The sequence below is a fragment of the Chryseobacterium luquanense genome (genome assembly GCF_026460945.1).
GTDB lineage: Bacteria > Bacteroidota > Bacteroidia > Flavobacteriales > Weeksellaceae > Chryseobacterium > Chryseobacterium luquanense.
The window spans coordinates 111596-129025 of record NZ_JAOVZV010000003.1 but is presented as its reverse complement, the minus strand read 5'-3'; the positions used below and the strand labels follow the sequence as shown (position 1 = coordinate 129025).

Below are 17430 nucleotides of genomic sequence, written 5' to 3'. Positions count from 1 at the left end.
TTATTTTTTATATAAAGCTTTAATTATTTTGCTTCAGGTTTTTCAATTAATAAATTATAAGTGAAGGCTGCAAAAACTCCTCCTAAAACTGGTGCTGCAATAAATAACCATAGTTGGGAAAGTGCTTCTCCGCCTGCGAAAATTGCCGGGCCGATACTTCTTGCCGGGTTTACAGAAACTCCTGTAATTTTAATTCCCACAATATGTATTAAAACTAAAGCCAGTCCTATTGCTAAACCAGCAAATCCACCGTTGATGTTTTTAGTAGAGGTTGATCCTAAAATCACCATCAAAAAGATGAATGTGAAAACAAATTCTGCTACGAAAGCTGCGGTCATGTTGTAAGCATCTAAATATCCTGTTCCCCAACCGTTTGATCCTAAAGCCCAAGGTTTCATTTCTGCACCGGGATGATTGGTGAAAATAAGATAAAGAATTCCGGCTCCGATGATGGCTCCTAGGATTTGAGCGATAACGTAACGAATTGCCTCGTCCATTTTCATTCTTCCGGCTGCAACCATTGCGATAGAAATTGCGGGATTAATGTGGCATCCTGAAATGTGACCAATTGCGTAAGCCATTGCTACGACGCTTAAGCCGAATGCAAATGAAATTCCTAAAAGTCCTACACCTGTAGTTCCATCTGCGCCTGCAATTACTGCGCTTCCGCAACCCATTAGAACCAATACCATTGTTCCGAACATTTCTGCTACGAATTTTGAAGTTTTTGAAATCATCTTTTAATGTATTTTTTAAATTAGGAAGCTAATGTACAAAAATTAATAATTTATTATTTATATATTTTTAATATTTATAAAATGCATTTTTATTATTTATTTTAATTATAATTTAATAATTTAACACAATTTATAGGTGTGTTTTTAATCGTAAATTATTATGGCGTTACATTAAATTAATATCTTTGAGCGTAAGAATATCAAAATTTGTCTGTTTTCAAATTCTAAATAGCCTTTCATGAAAAAGTACTTGTTTATAATTCCTATTGTTTTTTCACATTCTTTTTACAGTCAGAAGTCGATGAAATCTCTTCCTTGTTATGATTTAACAGAGGTTTTGAAGGTTGAACCAACTGCGCTTTACAAACCTCATTTGGATGCATCAAAAAGTTTTAATGTGAACATTCTGAAAAATACTTCGCAGGTTCAGAAGTACATTAATAAAGGGAAGTTTCACACGGTTAAAAAATCAGGAAAAGGATTTAAGGTTCAAAAATTAGATTACAGCAGAGCATATTTAGTTTCAAAAGCAAAATCTACTTTAGAGAAAATTGGTTCAAAATTTAGCAAAGAAACCAAAGGTCACACTTTTACGGTTTCTTCGATTACGAGAACGCTTGAAGATCAATGCAGATTGAGAAAAGTGAATTCTAATGCAAGTTTAGGGATTAGTTCGCACAATTATGGCAATTCTTTCGATATTTCTTACGTCCGTTTTAACGGAGTTTTAAAAAATAATCCAAAAATGGAAGTAGCTTTGGAAAAGGTTTTGAAATATTACGCTGATGCAGGTAGAATTTATTATATTAAAGAAAGACAGCAAAGTTGTTTTCATGTGACGGTGAGGAATTATTAAATTATTCTTATTTATTAAACAGATGTTTGTGTAGCTTCGCTGGATTCGATAATTTTATCGCTTAAAATTAAAAAACCTTTATTAATGCAGAATTTAAACAGAGATCAGTACACAACAGCGGTAGAAGGATGGATGACCTCCAAGACCGATTTACGAAGCCTTGAAAATCTTTTCCCGGAAAATTATATTTTCAACATTACACCTGAGCAAGTTGATTGGCTTAAAAAATCAAACGCAAACAAAGAGTTTTGTGCAGAAGTTGGCGTTATTGAAGGTCGATTAAACATCATGCTTTGTCCACTTGACGAAAAAGGAAATAAAATGACTGTAGGAGAAGTTCCTTATTCTGTTTTCGAGCCTTTAGAGCAAGACTTAAAACTTACAGAAATTCAGACTTATACGGTTGTGAAGAATGCTGTTTTGTCGAAGGATATGCGCAAAATAGATAATGATTCTGATATGTTTATGCCGGTTGCTAGCAAACCAATCATGGAGCAGGACAAAGCGGTTGATTCTATCGAATCTTGGCAAAGTAACGGACAGGATTGGTTTTATGCTGAATACAAACAAAATGGAGGAAAAAGTATTTTCAATAAATTTTATGTTCCATTTGATAAAATCACCAAATCTGAAGTGGAAGTAAGCTTCGTTTGTTCATTTGGATTAAAATATTCTGAAATTTATCAAAAGCAGCTTCCTGCGCTGATTTTCATTTCTTTTGTTAAAAATTTAGGAGGAAGTACAGAAACAATTTCAAATACTTTTGACTATGCAAAGCCATGTCCTCCTGTTTGCAAAATCCCTGATGGATTTGAATAGAAATTTAGATTATTAATGGTAAATTTCTATAAAACATTTTTGTTTCTCAATTACGGATTACTTTTAATAATAGTTTTCCTCATATTTTGGAAATATACCATTCTAAATAAAAAGGAAAAACAATATGCATATTATATTGTTTTTCTTTTTCTTATCGAACTAATGAGTCTTTTTTTTGCTTATGTAATCGAATTACAAGATACTTCGTTCATTTATCCGTATTACATAGCTGGAGAATTTTTACTTCTTACAAGTTTATTTATTAAAAAACTTGATTTGCCAAAGTATTTATTTGGAATAACTTCTTTTGTTGCCCTGTTGTTTTTAATTATCAGTAATATTCCCAATATTGCATTTAATTTTGATGAGGTGAAAGTGGGATCGAATATTATCATTATTTGCCTTGCCGGATTTACATTGATTCAGCGGATTCAGAGCAGTAAGAATGTAAGTAGATTTACTTTAATTGATGCTTGTATTTTCTTTTATTATTCTGTTTCGGTATTTGTTTTCATTATTTTTCAACAGCTTCAAAATCTTTCAGAAAATAATTTTTATATGGTTTTAGGAGTCAATACAGTTTTGTCAAGTATTTTATATAGTTCATTTATTTATACCTTTTTAAAATTAAAGAAGTAACTCTAAATATCAACCTGCTAGTTTTAATAATCGTCACATTGGCGATTATTGTATTCTTTATTTTAGTGCTCTACAAAACGTTTATCGATCGTATTGTTAGAGAAAAAGATGTACAAAGCAGGGCTGAAATTCAGCATCAGAAACAGTTGGTTTTAGAAAATACCAAAGTTCAGGAAGAAGAACGAAAAAGAATTGCCGTTTCAGTACATGATGACATCGGAAATCGATTGAATATCCTTTCTTTGTGGCTAAATAATTTGGATATTGAAGATGAATCTACTTCAGAAGTTATTTCTAATCAAATTTCTGAATTGATTGACAGTACAAGAAGTATTTCTCATTCCTTATATCCTGTGAATTTAGAGAAATTAGGTTTGATTTTATATATTGAAGAATTAATTACCAATTTATCGGCAAGAATTAATATTTCATTGCATGTGTCTTCAAAGTATGCTCAAAGAGATTTATTTGTAGAAGTTCAGATTTATCGTATTATTCAGGAGTTTACAACTAATGTTATCAAACATTCTACAGCAGAAAAGATTGATATCATAATTAAAGATTTTCAAAATTTTACCGGAATTGTTATCTTTGATAACGGACAAGGTTTTGATTACGAAAAAGTTAAAAAAGGAATGGGTATCAAAAATATAGAATCCAGAATGAAATCGATGGACGCAAAATTTAAATGGAAAAGCATCCTCAATAAAGGAAGTCGATTAATTTTTAAAATTCAGAAAAAATAATGAGTGAGCAAATTAAAATTGCCTTAGTAGATGATGAGCAGTTGATTCTTGAAGGTGTAAAAATGCTTTTGTCTAAAGAAAAAAACTTTTCGGTGACGATGATGGCAAATGACGGAAATGTTTTTCTCGAAAATCTAGAAACAATTAACAGCGATAAATTTCCCGATATTGCATTAGTTGATGTACAGATGCAACCAATGAATGGTTTCGAATTAGTCGGGATTTTAAAAGATAAATATCCGGATTTAAAAATCATTATTCTTTCTTCACATTACAAAACATCTGTTTTGGGGTATATGGTGAAATTGGGCGTTTCTGCGTTTCTACCGAAAAATTCCAACAAAAAACTTTTTATAGAAGCCATTACAAAAGTTCATGAGAACGGAATTTTCTTCACCAACGAAGATCACGAAATGCTTCTTTCCTACATGAATAATTCTTCAAAAAAAAAATCACTCTTTGATATGGAAGACGATCTTTCAGAAAGAGAAAGAGATGTTGTGAAATTAATTTGTCAGGAATTAACCAATAATGAAATTGCCGAAAAACTCTTTATCAGTCCGCGAACGGTAGAAAGTCATCGACAACGAGCCATTGAAAAAATTGGAGCAAAAAATACGGTTGGAATCGTAATTTATGCCATCGTTAATAATATTTATGCTCCCGCTTAAAAGAAATTGATTCCGTAGAAATACGGAATTTTTTATTTGCGTATTTCTACGTATACTATTTACAATTTTCGGTCGTTACTTTGTCATGTTCATTTAGAGCAACTACATGAAATTACTGATGATTGAAAATTCCTGCTTAATTTCAGAAATTATATTCTAGGCAAACGTTCTTTTTAAAATTTAGCGGGGAGCTGTCATTTAGACGGCTCTTTTTTATTTTCCTGTCATTCATTTCTTTTCCGTATTTTTGCACCCGAAAAAGATTCACATTCATTATTCACTTTTAATATTCATTTCAAATGCTTTCGGTTCAGGGTTTAGGATTACATCATTCGGGTAATTATTTATTTCAAAACGTAAATTTTACTATTAAAAAAGATGATAAAATTGGTTTGGTTGGTAAAAACGGAGCGGGGAAATCTACGCTTCTGAAAATGCTTTCCGGAGAAATCACTTTCTATGAAGGAAACGTTGTTCCTGAAGGAAATATTACCATCGGATTCCTAAAACAAGATCTTGATTTTGTGAAAGGAAGAACCGTTTGGAACGAAACCATGCAGGCTTTTGAGCAAATCAATGCTTGGAAAGATGAATTGGAAGAAATAAATCATCAATTAACGGTAAGAACCGATTACGAAAGTGATGCTTACACAGATTTGATCAACAGAATGACTGATTTGAATGATCTTTTGATGCATCACGATGCCTATAATCTTGAAGGTGATATCGAAAAAGTTTTGTTTGGTCTGGGTTTTAAAGCTGACGATTTTCAAAAAATCACCGACGAATTTTCTGGGGGGTGGAGAATGAGAATCGAATTGGCAAAATTGCTTCTTCAGAAAAATGATTTGATGCTTCTCGATGAGCCTACCAATCACTTGGATATGGAATCGATTATTTGGCTGGAAAACTTTTTGAAAGATTATCCCGGAGGAATTCTTTTGGTAAGTCACGATAAACAGTTTATGACTGCTGTCTGTAACCGAACTTTTGATGTAAACAACAGAAAAGTAGACGACTATAAAGCTAATTATTCTAAGTATTTGATCATGCGCGAAGATCGCCGTGAAAAACTGATTCAGGCTAAAAAGAATCAGGATGCGGAAATCAAGCAGATGGAAGATAACATCAATAAATTCCGTGCGAGTGCGACAAAAGCTTCTTTTGCCCAGTCTTTAATCAAAAAATTAGATAAAATTGAGCGTATTGAAGTTGATAATGATGATGTTTCAAAATTCAATATCCGTTTCGTTCAGTCTGTAGTTCCCGGAAAAGTTATTTTTGAAGCTGAAAAATTAGGTAAAGCTTACGGAAAAAAACAGATTTTTGATGATGTAGATTTTATCGTTCAAAGAGGTGATAGAATTGCTCTTCTCGGACAAAACGGACAAGGGAAAACGACTTTAGCCAAAATTCTTGCCGGTGATATCAAAGAATTTTCAGGAAACTGGAATTTAGGACACAACGTCAATATTGGTTATTTCGCTCAAAATCAAGAGGAAGTTTTGACTCCAAATAAAACTGTTCAGGAAGAAGCAGAAGACGCTGCAACTGAAGAAACGAGACCTCGAGTTCGTGATTTATTAGGATCTTTCCTGTTTCAGGGTGAAGCGGTAAATAAGAAGACAAAAGTACTTTCCGGAGGTGAAAGAAACCGTTTGGCGCTTTGTAAATTGCTTTTGCGTCCATTCAATGTTTTGATCATGGATGAGCCTACCAATCACTTGGATATTCAGTCTAAAGAGATTATTAAATTGGCTTTGCAGAGGTTTGAAGGTACATTAATTGTAATTTCTCACGACAGAGAATTTTTACAGGGATTGAGTGATAAAATCTACGAATTCCGTGATGGTAAAATGAAAGAATTCTTAGGCGACATCAACGAATATCTTGATTTCAGACAAAAAGAAAGCATTCGTGAAATTTCAGCTGAAAAAGCAAAACTACATGGAGAAGAAGCTAAGGTTGAGGTAAAGGCTAAAAAAGTTGAAGATAAACCAACAACTGTCAACCAACAATCAACTACCATCGTTAGTAAGGAGCAGAAAAGCATTCAGAATAAACTAAAAAAAGTAGAAGAAAAAATTTCTGAACTGGAAACTGCCATCGAAAATTTTGAAGTATCTTTCACAAAAGATAATCCTTCAGAAGAAACTCTGGAAAAATACAACAAAACCAAAGAAGAACTTGATCTTGCTTTGCAGGAATGGGAACATTTAGGAACCCAATTAGATTAATTTCTAAATTTAAAATATTGAAAAGATGGACTTGGTTCATCTTTTTTTGTGAGATATGTGATGTACTTAAAAGAAGTTTTCTTAATCAGAAAATCTCATGATGAATATTTGCTCCGAGGTGCAAAACCTTTGTAGCATAATTAATAGCATAGAATTTGAGCTCCGTAGGAGCGAAACTTCGGAAAATAATTAATTTTTATTAAACTAAATTGACGTTTTCCTCTATAGATAATCCATTATTGTTCAAAAATTAATGTTTATTGAAACCTCTTTCAATAATTTTTTATAATTTTGTCCCATGATTTTCAAGGAAAGCCGACAACTAAAGAGTTTTATCTCAAAGCTGATGCTTGGGATTTACTTCTTTGCGTTGTTTTCTTCAAGCTTTCACAGTCATGATTCTGCAGATGTTTTTGTAGGTTTTAATCTTAAAAAATCTGAGAATAATATTTCAAAAACTGATGCAAAAGAAAAAGCAGGCGATTGTTTGGCTTGTCATTTCTTAACAACAGGAAATACTTTATTACCTGACGAATTTAGTTTCACTTTGATCAAACATACTCATGAGGTAGAGCAGGTTTTTGCTGTACAGGAAAAAATCTGGTCACAAACTAAATTTTCTTTTCAACTTCGGGGACCTCCCGCAATTTCATAATCAATAGATTCTTTTTCGGATTTTTTTTTGCTTTAAATTTTTTAAGATTTAAATGTCGTTAAGTATAGTAATTTTATATTGGTTACTCATATTTCTTTGACTTAAGAAGCTAAAGCGTTAAGAAAATTGAAATTCAATCAGTTAAAAAATTCCCACTGTTTGAGTGAACCATAATTTGTGCTTCGAAACAGTAATTCTAAATGCGAACGATTTTTGGGGATTTTAGGATTTAATTTAAATTTTTAGCGGAAGATTCTAGTCTTGAATTTTTGGTACTTTTTGCTTCAAGGCAAAAGTACATCTTAAAGAAAGCAATGAAGTAGAAGACTTTCTATTTTACATTTAAAAATCCAATTCAAAATTTTAACGAAATGTATTTTCATGTTATTCATTTATTATAATGAGTGATCTGAAACTTACGAAATCTATCTATTTACAATGAAATTGATATATAGTTTATTGTTGATCCTTTGCGGATTTGCAATTACAAACGCACAGAAAACTTATACGGTTGAAGGAACTGTTCAGGATTTTCACGATAAGACCATGCTTGAAAATGCGGTGGTGAAAATTGGTGATTTTACTTCTAAAACTGATAAAAAAGGTAAGTTTTCATTTAATAATATTCCTGCAGGAAAATATCAGCTCATTGCAAAACACCCTCTGTGCGATGATTATACTGAAAATGTAGGAGTCGACAGAGATTTGCATTTAGCCATTACTTTAGAACATCATATCGGCGATATCGAAGCTGTTACCATTCACGGAAGCCATAAAACAAAAGGTTCTGTGATAATGAGCACGCTTAATAAAACTGAAATTGAGAGAAATTCTACGGAAAATTTAGGGAATTTATTATCAAAAATTTCGGGAGTTACCGCCCTGAAAACGGGAAATAATATTTCAAAACCTGTAATCAGAGGGTTGTACGGAAGCCGAATTTCTATTCTAAATAATGGAGTGAAAATGGCAGAGCAGGAATGGGGAGTTGAGCACGCTCCAAATGTTGATGTAAACGATTTTGAACACATCGATGTCATCAAAGGTGCATCCGCTTTGAAGTACGGAAATGAAGGAGTGGGCGGAGTTGTCGTTTTGGAACCTGCTATTTTACCCAAAAAAGATACCATCATGGGAAGCCTGAAACTGTCAGGAATTTCTAATGGAAGAGGAGGTGAAATTGCTGCAAATGTTGCTAAAACTTGGGAAAACCAATGGTTTGTAAAAACAGGCGGAAGTTATAGAAAAACTGGAGATCAGTATGTTCCGCATCATACGTTGCAGAATACAGGTCAGGAATTTAATTCATTCAATTTCTCTTTCGGAAAGCATAGCTTTCTACAAGGTTTTGATGTTTCATACAGCGGAATCAACCAAGAATTTGGGATTTACAAAGGTGCACACTTGTCGAGTCCCGAAGATTTTTACAATGCGGTAAATTTTGGGCAGCCTTTCTATCTGGATCAGTTTACATACGATATCGACAACCCAAAACAAAAAGTAGAACATCATATTGCAAAACTTTCAGCGTATAAACGCTTTGCTGATTTTGGTAAACTGACTTTTCAATATAGTTTTCAATTAAACAGAAGACAGGAATATGATATCAGAAAGGGAGAATTGAGCGAATTGCCTTCCATGGATTTAAGATTAATTACTCATTCTGCAAGTTTAGTTCATTTACTTGAACGTACAAATTGGAGTTTGGAAAGTGGAATTTCAGGAGGTTTTCAGGATAACTTTCCCGATCCGGCGACAAAAGCGAGACGTTTGATTCCGGATTATTACCGATACGATGCAGGAGCTTTTTCGGTTTTTAAATACCGTTTTAATTCAAAATTAAATGCAGAAGCTGCTGTGAGATATGATTTCAGCAGATATGATGCCTATAAATATTATGATTCTGATAAATGGAATGCAAATTATGCAGAACTGTTCCCTCAATTTTTTGTGAGCGAATCAGGAAGCAGAACTTTGACCAGACCAATTTTAGATTATCATAATTTTTCGGCGAATGTCGGTTTAGATTATAAACCAAGTCAGAATTTTGAGTTTAAATTAAATCTTTCAAGAGCCGACAGAAGTCCGAACGCAGCTGAATTATTTTCAGATGGATTGCATCATTCTGCTGCTGTGATGGAAGAAGGCAATTTGAGCATTAAAAAAGAAACGGTTTATAATGTTAATCTTTCTTTGGCAGGACAGTTTGATATTTTAAAAGGTCTTCATATCGAAGCTAGTCCTTATTTGATGATTTCGGATAATTTCGTGAATCAGATTCCGACGAGTGTTTTGAATACGAATAGAGGCGTTTTCCCGGTTTGGACTTATCAACAGGTTAAAGCGAGAATTTATGGTTTGGATGCTGATGCAGAATTATCAATTCTAGATAATTTAAAATGGAAATCAGGATTCAGTATTTTGAAAGGTGACGATCTTTCGAATAATGAACCACTGATTTTAATGATGCCTGCAAAATTGAGAAATTCAGTCGAGCTCAATCTTAATAAACCTAAGAATTTCTATGTTACTCTGGAAAATGAAAATACATTTAAACAAAACCGTTTTCCGATAAGAAACTTGCCTGTAACATTCATCAAAGACGGAGTGGAAAGAAATGAAATCGTTGATTTTAGTTCTACGCCTGCTGAGTTTACATTATTCAATGCTTCTGTGGGAGCAGACTTATTTAAAAATCTGAATTTGAATTTCAGAATCAATAACCTATTTAATGTAGAGTATCGCGAATATCTGAACAGACTCAGATATTACATGTACGAGCCTGGAAGAAATTTCGTGGTAACTCTAAAATACAATTTCTAATTATTTACAACTTAAAATTTAAAATTAAAATGAAAAAATTTATCAATATTACATTAGTCCTTTTTGCTGCACTTTTTATTTTCTCTTGTAGAAATGATGATGACGCAGTTCCTGAAGATGTTCACGAGCATGACGAAATCGGGAAAGTGGTTTTAAAATTAACGAATAAAAACGATGCTGCAGATGTTCAGACTGTGAACGTAATTTCTGGTGTTGCTGATGCACACTTGCATTTACACCAAGGTGATACTTATTTGGCAGAATTGGATTTCCAGATTAAGCATGACGATCATTATCATTCTTCAGACGAAATTGAAGAAGAAAAAGACCATCATTTCATTACTTTCGGTCCTGCAAATGCAGATATTGTTGTGATGAGAGCTACAAATGATATTGTAAGAACAGACGGACAAAAATTAGGCTTAAGAACTGAATGGAAAATTAATTCAACTCAGACAATAGGAAAAATGAATATCAAATTGATTCATGGGCCTACAACTGTTAATCAAAATTATCCTTCTGCAGCCAATCAATTAGGGCAGACTACAGGAGGCGAAACTGATGTAGATATTACGGTTGACGCACATTAAGATTTAGTCAAACAAATTTTTAATATTACAAAAAGGCATTATTTCGGTAATGCCTTTTTTATTTTAACGTATTATAACAAAAGGAATGTCTTGATTTAATAAAAAATTCATATTTTTGCAACCTAAAATTTTAATCAATAATGAAGGTTACCGCAAAAAACCATGATGATGTAAGTGCATTGCTTACAGTAACATTGGAGAAATCTGACTACAAAGAAAAAGTAGAAAAGCAATTGATTAATTATGCTAAAAACGCACAGGTTCCTGGTTTCAGAAAAGGAAAAGTGCCTTTGAGTATGGTTAGAAAGCAATATGAAGCAGGGATTGCATTCGAAGAAATCAACAAACAAGTTTCTGATGCTTTAAATAACTATATCAACGAAAACAAACTAAGATTAGTTGGTCAGCCGGTTCCACAGCCTGTAAATGATTTTAATCATAACGCAGAGAAATTGGAAGTAGCTTTCGAAGTAGGTTTCGAGCCGGAATTCTCTATCGATCTTTCTAAATATGAAGCTGCACACTACAAAGTTTCTGCTTCAGATAAAGAAATCAACAAAAGCATAGAAAATATGCAGAAGCGTTTTGCTGAGCAGGTTCCGCAAGACAAAATCACTAAAGATTCTTACATCAACTTCGAAATTACTCAAGTTGTAGAAGATGATGCTGAAGGTGAGCACAACCACGCTCCAAAAATCGCTACCATTACTGCTGAAAACAAAGCAGCTTTCAAATTACTTAAAGGTTTGAAAATGGATGAGTCTGTGAAAGTTTCTAAAGAAACTCTTGCTTCTGACGAAGATTTGGCTAAAGAATTAGGTTTCGCTAAAGAAGAAGTTGAGCATTTACACCACGCTGAAGTTGAGGTTAAAGTAAAAGATTTCTATAGCTTAAACTTAGCAGAACTTAATCGGGAATTATTCGATAAAGTTTACGGTGCAGATACCATTAAAACTGAAGAAGAGCTTAAAGATAAAGTGAAAACTGAATTAGACGAGTACTTCCAGCAAAATGCAGACGTACACTTTGTAAACAAAGTGTTGGAGCAGGTTTCTGAAAAAGAAGAAGTAAAACTTCCTGAAGAATTCTTGGTAAAATGGTTAGTATTCTCAAACCAGAATATTCAGTCTGAAGAGCAGGCTAAAGAAATTCTTGAGGCTGAGAAAAACCAATTGAAATATCAGATTATCGAAGGTAAATTGATGAGCGAAAATGATATTCAATTAGAATATGCTGATGTTTTGGCACAAGCTGAACAGTTAGTAAGAAACCAATTGGCAATCTATGGAATTCATCATTTAGGTGACGAAGAAGTTCAAAAATATGCTGCTGAAATGTTGAAAGACCAAGAGCAGGTAAGACAAATTTCTTCTGAAGTAGCAATGGCTAAGTTGAAAGATGTTATCCTTGAGAAAGCAACTAAAAAGGAAACTGAAATCTCTCACGACGAGTTTTTAGAAGAACTTAAAAAATAATTTATTTTAAAATAAATATTTGAAAACCTCCGATTCTTCGGAGGTTTTTGCTTTTGTTTGCTTTATGAGGTGTATTTTTACGTTTTTATTATAGAAAAAATATTGTAACTTCCTGAATGTTAAAAATTCTATAATATGAAAACAACTCTATTCTTTAAAAAATCTGAAAATTCAGATTTAGTTTTACACGACATGAAAATGAAACTTTCATTGGCATTTCTATTCATAGCAATGATAGCAGGATTTGCAAATTTGAAAGCGCAAACATCTAAAATAATTCCGGATAGTAATGTTTCCGGAAGTTTTTTGAGTCCTTTAGCAAATTCCGCAAGAACTTATCAGATGCTGATTGATGATACTCAGCTTACTCCTTTGGTTGGTAAATATCTCAATTCTATTTCATTCAGGCTTTTAGCTTCTGCATCTGCACCTTGGCCTGCAACAGATGCTACATTCAGCAGTTATCAGATATATTTAAGTAACGGAGTAGATCCTGCAAACCGACAATTAGATTTTGCAGCAAATATTACGGGAGCTCAAACAATGGTAAGAACGGGTGCTCTGATTATTCCAGCTGGCTCTTTAACTTCGGGAGGAGATCCTAATGCGTTTAGTTATAATATTTTGTTTGATACTCCATATCTTTACAGTGGCGGAAATCTCATTATAGAAATACGTCATACAGGAAGCAACTCAAGCTCTCTTTCTACACATGCGGTTACAAGCACCAATACTTCGGCGGGATATGGTACTCTTTTTTCTGCATGTTGGCAAGCATCAGGGTCGGTAACAAATGGTAACTTTACTTACATAAAGATTAACTCTCTTGATGCACTCGGCGTAAAATCAGTGACAATTGATGATGGTTTTTCTGTCTACCCGAATCCGGTAAAAGATACTCTATATGTAAAATCAGCAAAAGATATAACAGAGTTTAATGTATTTAATTTTGCAGGTCAGAAAATATTGTCACAAAAAAATAGCACAAAAACTCCTCAATTAAATACTTCTTCATTACAAAAAGGAGCTTATATTTTGCAGATGATTGATAAAGAAGGAAATTCGACTTCTGCAAGATTTGTTAAAGACTAAAATAAAATTCAGATTGTTTAAAATGAGATGTATTTATATAAATTTAAAAGGGTATTAATATGCTCAAATGGTCGGTTTTGGTCTGTTGATGAATCTATGTCGTACAATATGATTATCTTTAACGCTTTAATTTAATAACGGAACCGAAATGCAAACCAAAAAGTAAATACGGTTTCACAAAACTTTAAACAAATAAATATTTTAATATGAAAAAGATCATCATTCCGTTTTTTTGCGCAATAGTATTAATGTCTTCTGCCAATGTAAATGCACAGACTGCAACGGCAGCGCCTACATCTGCAGTAAAATCTCAACTGTCACCAAAGCAGGTTATTGATAAATACATCGACGCTCTTGGCGGAAAAGCAAAACTGGAATCTGTGAAAACGACGATTACAGAAAATACAATGTCTGTTCAAGGAATGGAAATTTCTATGAATACTAAGAAAATGGGTAACAAATTCAAATCTGTACAGTCTGTAATGGGGCAGGAAGTTGTTCAGATGTTTGATGGTGATAAGGGATACATTAATCAGATGGGAACCAAAAGTGACTTTCCTGCATCTGCAATTCCCGAATTGAAAAAAGCGAGAACCGTGGATGCATTAGGATATGATGCAGCCAATTTCAAAGAAGTTACCGTAGAAAAAATTGATGGTAAAGACTACAACGTTTTGTCTTCAGATAAAGGTAAATTCTACTTTGATACCGCTACAGGTCTTTTGTATAAATCAAACTCAGGAATGGGTGATGCCATCATAAAATCTTATCTTACGGTAGACGGAATCAAGTTTCCGGGTGATATTGAAGCTGAAGGAAACGGACAAAAAGTGGCTATTAAAACCACAAAGGTTACCATTAATTCTGGTGTTACTGACATAGATTTCAAATAATCTTTATTAGATAGATAATAAAAACCGGTTTTTGACCGGTTTTTTTATTTTTAAAAACTTTAACGCAAGTTTAACTAAATTAATAGTGATTAAATTTCTTGGGTTTGTGATAAATATTTAATTTTATCTCTGAGAAAAGATTTAAAATCAAATCGTATGAAAAAAATTCTATTGTCAGTAGCGGCTCTTGTATTAATGTCGTCTATGGCTTTCGCACAGAACATCCCAATGGATCCTTCTGTAAGAACGGGTACTCTTCCAAACGGAATGAAATACTACATCAAAAAAAATACATTACCTGAGAAAAAAGTAGACTTCAGGCTGGCTATCAACGCAGGCTCAATCCTTGAAGACGAAAACCAAAGAGGTCTTGCTCACTTTATGGAGCACATGAACTTCAACGGAACCAAAAATTTCCCGGATAATAAACTGGTAGATTATCTACAATCCATCGGAGTAAAATTCGGACAGCACCTTAATGCTTATACAAGTTTTGACGAAACTGTTTACATGCTTCCTGTTCCTTTAGACAAGCCGGGTAATTTTGATTCTGGTCTTAAAGTAATGGAAGACTGGGCATTCAACGCAACATTAACTGATGCTCAAATCAACAAAGAGAGAGGGGTTGTTTTAGAAGAATTAAGATTAGGTTTAGGTGCAGACAAAAGAATGTCGGATAAATATTTACCTAAATTATTACACAAATCTCAGTACGCAAACAGATTACCAATCGGTACAAAAGAAGTTCTTGAGAACTTTAAGCCCGATGTTATCAGACAATTTCATAAAGATTGGTATAGACCAGATTTGATGGCATTGGTTGTAGTAGGAGACATTAACGTAGATGAGGTTGAAAAGAAAATTAAAGATAATTTCAGCAAATATAAAAATCCTTCTAAGCCAAGAGAAAGAAAAACTTTTGATCTTCCAAATCACAAGGAAACTTTGGTAGCTATTGAGACTGATCCTGATGCAACCAATTCTATGGTTCAGTTTATCATGAAAGATGCAGATTCTTATCAGCCGGATGTTACGGTAGAGCAGTACAATCAAAGTTTGATTGAGAACATTTCTACCACAATGCTAAACAACAGATTGAGAGAATTGGTAAATTCAAACAATCCTCCGTTTACATTTGGTTCTGTTTATCATGGTGGAACATATGCAAGAACCAAAGAAGCTTTCCAGGGATTTGCAATGGTAAAAGAAGGAAATCAGATCAGCGCATTGAAAGTTCTATTGGAAGAAACGGAAAGAGCAAAAAGATTCGGCTTCACACAGGGTGAATTAGACAGAGCAAAATCTCAGATCATGTCTAATATGGAAAGGTCTTACAATAACCGCGACAAAACTGAAAGCGATATGTTGGTAGACGAATATGTTAGAAATTTCCTGGAGCAGGAACCAATGCCGGGAATTGCCTGGGAATATGAAGATACGAAGAAGTTTTTGCCAACTATTACTTTAGCTCAGACGAATGAGGTAATCAAGAAAATGGTGAAAGACGACAGTAGAGTAATCGTGATTACAGGTCCTAAAAAAGACAATGTAAAAATGCCTACAGAAGCTTTAGTTCTAAAAACTTTTGATGATGTAAAATTAGCTGATCTTAAACCTTACGAAGAAAAAGCTACGATCAAAAATTTAGTAAAACCTTTTAAATCTGAAGGGAAAATTGCTAAAACCGAAACCGATGCTAAACTAGGAACTACAACATGGACTCTAAGTAACGGTGCAAAAGTTACTTTTAAAAAGACTGATTTCAAAGATGATGAAATTGTATTCTCAGCAAGAAGTTTAGGAGGAAATTCATTATTGAATGATGCTGATTACAACAAAACACAGTTTGCTTATCAGGCTCTTACAGAAGCGGGAGTTGCAGGTGCTTCAAAAGCTGATCTTACCAATTATTTAGCCGGAAAACAAGTGAGCGTAAATCCTTACATCAGCGGTACTTTGGAAGGCGTGTCTGGTAGAACCAATCAAAAAGATTTAGGAACTGCAATGGAGTTGATGTATGCTTATTTTACAGGTTTAAATTACAGCCCTGAAGCATTTAATGCTTACAAAGTAAAGCAGTCTGCAATGTTGGATAATATTTTATCCAATCCTCAGACTTATTTTGCCAGTGAGCACGCTAAGTTTACGAATCAGAAAAATCCTAGATTCATCGGTATTCTTCCGTTGGAGAAAGATTGGGCAGCAACTGATTATAAAAAAGCGTACGATATCTATAAAGAGAAATTTGCCAATGCAGGAAACTTCCACTTCTATTTTGTAGGAAATATTGATGAAGCTAAATTTAAAAATGAAGTTTTACAGTATATCGCAAGTTTACCTACTACAGGAAAAACTACAAACTTTAAAGATACAGGATACAGAGGAATTACAGGTGATCACACCAAAGTGTACAAAAAAGGTAAAGACCCGAAGAGTATGGTGCAAATCGTTTACTCAGGAGAAACTCCTTATAATGAGAAAGAGGCTTTGGCACTTTCAGCTCTAGGTGAAGTTGCTACAATCAAAGTTATCGAGAAACTAAGAGAAGACGAAAGCGGAATCTATGGTGGTGGAGCAAGAGGCTATATCGGGAAAGTTCCTTATGGAAGTTATTCTTTCAGTTTAAGTTTCCCTTGTGGACCGGAAAATGCTGACAAATTGACAAAAAGTGCAATTGCAGAACTTCAGAAGTTAATTGATAAAGGCCCTGAGCAAAAAGATCTTGATAAGTACAAAGAAGGTGAGATGAATGACTATAAAACAGACATCAAAGACAACTCTTATTGGATGAGCGCTATTTCTAAAAATCAGTTGGATGGAAGCGATAAATACGAAATCCTGAATTATGAGAGTAAAGTAAAAGCACTTACTGTAAAAGATTTGCAAGATGCTGCCAAGAAATATCTTACAAAAAACAGAGTTATTGCTACTTTAATGCCTGAAGACGGATGGGAAGCTGCTGCTCCCAAAAAAGAAGGTGCTACAGCTGTAAAAGCTACCGCAGTAAAATAATCTTAGTCGATTCTATATATTTAAAACGACCGCAGGAATTTCCTGCGGTCGTTTGTTTTTATTATTTTCAATGGTTTGGAATTGATTAATAGGATTGCAACCTTTCTTTAGAAAATCTTCCCTTCGAGACTTGATTTAAATATAAAAAAAGAAAAGGTCTTAATCTATTTTGCAAAAAATCTATC

Annotated in this window: 14 protein-coding genes; 13 read left to right on the top strand and 1 reads right to left on the bottom strand. The window is 33.6% G+C overall.

All coding sequences use genetic code 11. The features are described from left to right. Positions 1–23: 23 nt before the first annotated feature. Positions 24–737 (bottom strand): aquaporin Z, encoded by a 714-nt coding sequence (gene aqpZ / locus OEA66_RS04835; protein ID WP_267280320.1) that lies wholly within the window; start codon positions 735–737, stop codon positions 24–26. A 238-nt stretch (positions 738–975) separates the two neighbouring features. Here aqpZ and OEA66_RS04830 point away from each other — a divergent pair, with 238 nt between their 5' ends. The 13 genes from OEA66_RS04830 (at position 976) to OEA66_RS04770 (ending at position 17245) form a co-directional block, all read left to right on the top strand. After that, positions 976–1593 carry a DUF5715 family protein gene (locus OEA66_RS04830; RefSeq protein WP_267280319.1) on the top strand — a complete coding sequence of 206 codons (618 nt, stop codon included), beginning with the start codon at positions 976–978 and terminating at the stop codon, positions 1591–1593. 84 nt (positions 1594–1677) lie between these two features. Further along, positions 1678–2412, top strand: coding sequence for a hypothetical protein (locus tag OEA66_RS04825; protein ID WP_267280318.1), 735 nt, complete (start codon positions 1678–1680; stop codon positions 2410–2412). Positions 2413–2574: 162 nt separating this feature from the next. After that, the gene (locus tag OEA66_RS04820) at positions 2575–3051 is read left to right on the top strand and encodes a hypothetical protein (protein WP_267280317.1); all 477 of its coding nucleotides are present in this window, start codon (positions 2575–2577) and stop codon (positions 3049–3051) included. A 38-nt stretch (positions 3052–3089) separates the two neighbouring features. Then, positions 3090–3797 carry a sensor histidine kinase gene (locus OEA66_RS04815; RefSeq protein WP_267280316.1) on the top strand — a complete coding sequence of 236 codons (708 nt, stop codon included), beginning with the start codon at positions 3090–3092 and terminating at the stop codon, positions 3795–3797. Continuing rightward, positions 3797–4468 carry a response regulator transcription factor gene (locus OEA66_RS04810; protein WP_267280315.1) on the top strand — a complete coding sequence of 224 codons (672 nt, stop codon included), beginning with the start codon at positions 3797–3799 and terminating at the stop codon, positions 4466–4468. The genes OEA66_RS04815 and OEA66_RS04810 overlap by 1 nt, the downstream gene beginning before the upstream one ends. A gap of 299 nt (positions 4469–4767) precedes the next feature. Continuing rightward, positions 4768–6705, top strand: a complete 1938-nt coding sequence (locus OEA66_RS04805; RefSeq protein ID WP_267280314.1) for an ABC-F family ATP-binding cassette domain-containing protein — start codon at positions 4768–4770, stop codon at positions 6703–6705. A gap of 298 nt (positions 6706–7003) precedes the next feature. Then, positions 7004–7360, top strand: a complete 357-nt coding sequence (locus OEA66_RS04800) for a hypothetical protein (RefSeq protein WP_267280313.1) — start codon at positions 7004–7006, stop codon at positions 7358–7360. A gap of 438 nt (positions 7361–7798) precedes the next feature. Next, positions 7799–10183: a TonB-dependent receptor gene (locus tag OEA66_RS04795; protein ID WP_267280312.1), complete on the top strand. Its 2385-nt coding sequence runs from the start codon at positions 7799–7801 to the stop codon at positions 10181–10183. 29 nt (positions 10184–10212) lie between these two features. Further along, positions 10213–10773, top strand: a complete 561-nt coding sequence (locus OEA66_RS04790; protein ID WP_267280311.1) for a hypothetical protein — start codon at positions 10213–10215, stop codon at positions 10771–10773. A gap of 140 nt (positions 10774–10913) precedes the next feature. Then, positions 10914–12248 carry a trigger factor gene (locus tag OEA66_RS04785; protein ID WP_267280310.1) on the top strand — a complete coding sequence of 445 codons (1335 nt, stop codon included), beginning with the start codon at positions 10914–10916 and terminating at the stop codon, positions 12246–12248. Positions 12249–12383: 135 nt separating this feature from the next. After that, positions 12384–13340 carry a T9SS type A sorting domain-containing protein gene (locus tag OEA66_RS04780; protein WP_267280309.1) on the top strand — a complete coding sequence of 319 codons (957 nt, stop codon included), beginning with the start codon at positions 12384–12386 and terminating at the stop codon, positions 13338–13340. Positions 13341–13546: 206 nt separating this feature from the next. Further along, a complete protein-coding gene (locus tag OEA66_RS04775) occupies positions 13547–14233 on the top strand; it encodes a hypothetical protein (RefSeq protein ID WP_267280308.1) in 687 nt (228 codons plus the stop codon). A gap of 156 nt (positions 14234–14389) precedes the next feature. Beyond that, the gene (locus tag OEA66_RS04770; RefSeq protein WP_267280307.1) at positions 14390–17245 is read left to right on the top strand and encodes a M16 family metallopeptidase; all 2856 of its coding nucleotides are present in this window, start codon (positions 14390–14392) and stop codon (positions 17243–17245) included. Positions 17246–17430: the final 185 nt, after the last annotated feature.

Coding starts and splice junctions, on each gene's coding strand:
- OEA66_RS04780 (WP_267280309.1), top strand. CDS start 12,384: ATGAAAACAACTCTATTCTTTAAAAAATCTGAAAATTCAGATTTAGTT.
- OEA66_RS04830 (WP_267280319.1), top strand. CDS start 976: ATGAAAAAGTACTTGTTTATAATTCCTATTGTTTTTTCACATTCTTTT.
- OEA66_RS04805 (WP_267280314.1), top strand. CDS start 4,768: ATGCTTTCGGTTCAGGGTTTAGGATTACATCATTCGGGTAATTATTTA.
- OEA66_RS04825 (WP_267280318.1), top strand. CDS start 1,678: ATGCAGAATTTAAACAGAGATCAGTACACAACAGCGGTAGAAGGATGG.
- OEA66_RS04795 (WP_267280312.1), top strand. CDS start 7,799: ATGAAATTGATATATAGTTTATTGTTGATCCTTTGCGGATTTGCAATT.
- OEA66_RS04775 (WP_267280308.1), top strand. CDS start 13,547: ATGAAAAAGATCATCATTCCGTTTTTTTGCGCAATAGTATTAATGTCT.
- OEA66_RS04800 (WP_267280313.1), top strand. CDS start 7,004: ATGATTTTCAAGGAAAGCCGACAACTAAAGAGTTTTATCTCAAAGCTG.
- OEA66_RS04820 (WP_267280317.1), top strand. CDS start 2,575: ATGAGTCTTTTTTTTGCTTATGTAATCGAATTACAAGATACTTCGTTC.
- OEA66_RS04785 (WP_267280310.1), top strand. CDS start 10,914: ATGAAGGTTACCGCAAAAAACCATGATGATGTAAGTGCATTGCTTACA.
- OEA66_RS04790 (WP_267280311.1), top strand. CDS start 10,213: ATGAAAAAATTTATCAATATTACATTAGTCCTTTTTGCTGCACTTTTT.
- aqpZ (WP_267280320.1), bottom strand. CDS start 737: ATGATTTCAAAAACTTCAAAATTCGTAGCAGAAATGTTCGGAACAATG.
- OEA66_RS04810 (WP_267280315.1), top strand. CDS start 3,797: ATGAGTGAGCAAATTAAAATTGCCTTAGTAGATGATGAGCAGTTGATT.
- OEA66_RS04770 (WP_267280307.1), top strand. CDS start 14,390: ATGAAAAAAATTCTATTGTCAGTAGCGGCTCTTGTATTAATGTCGTCT.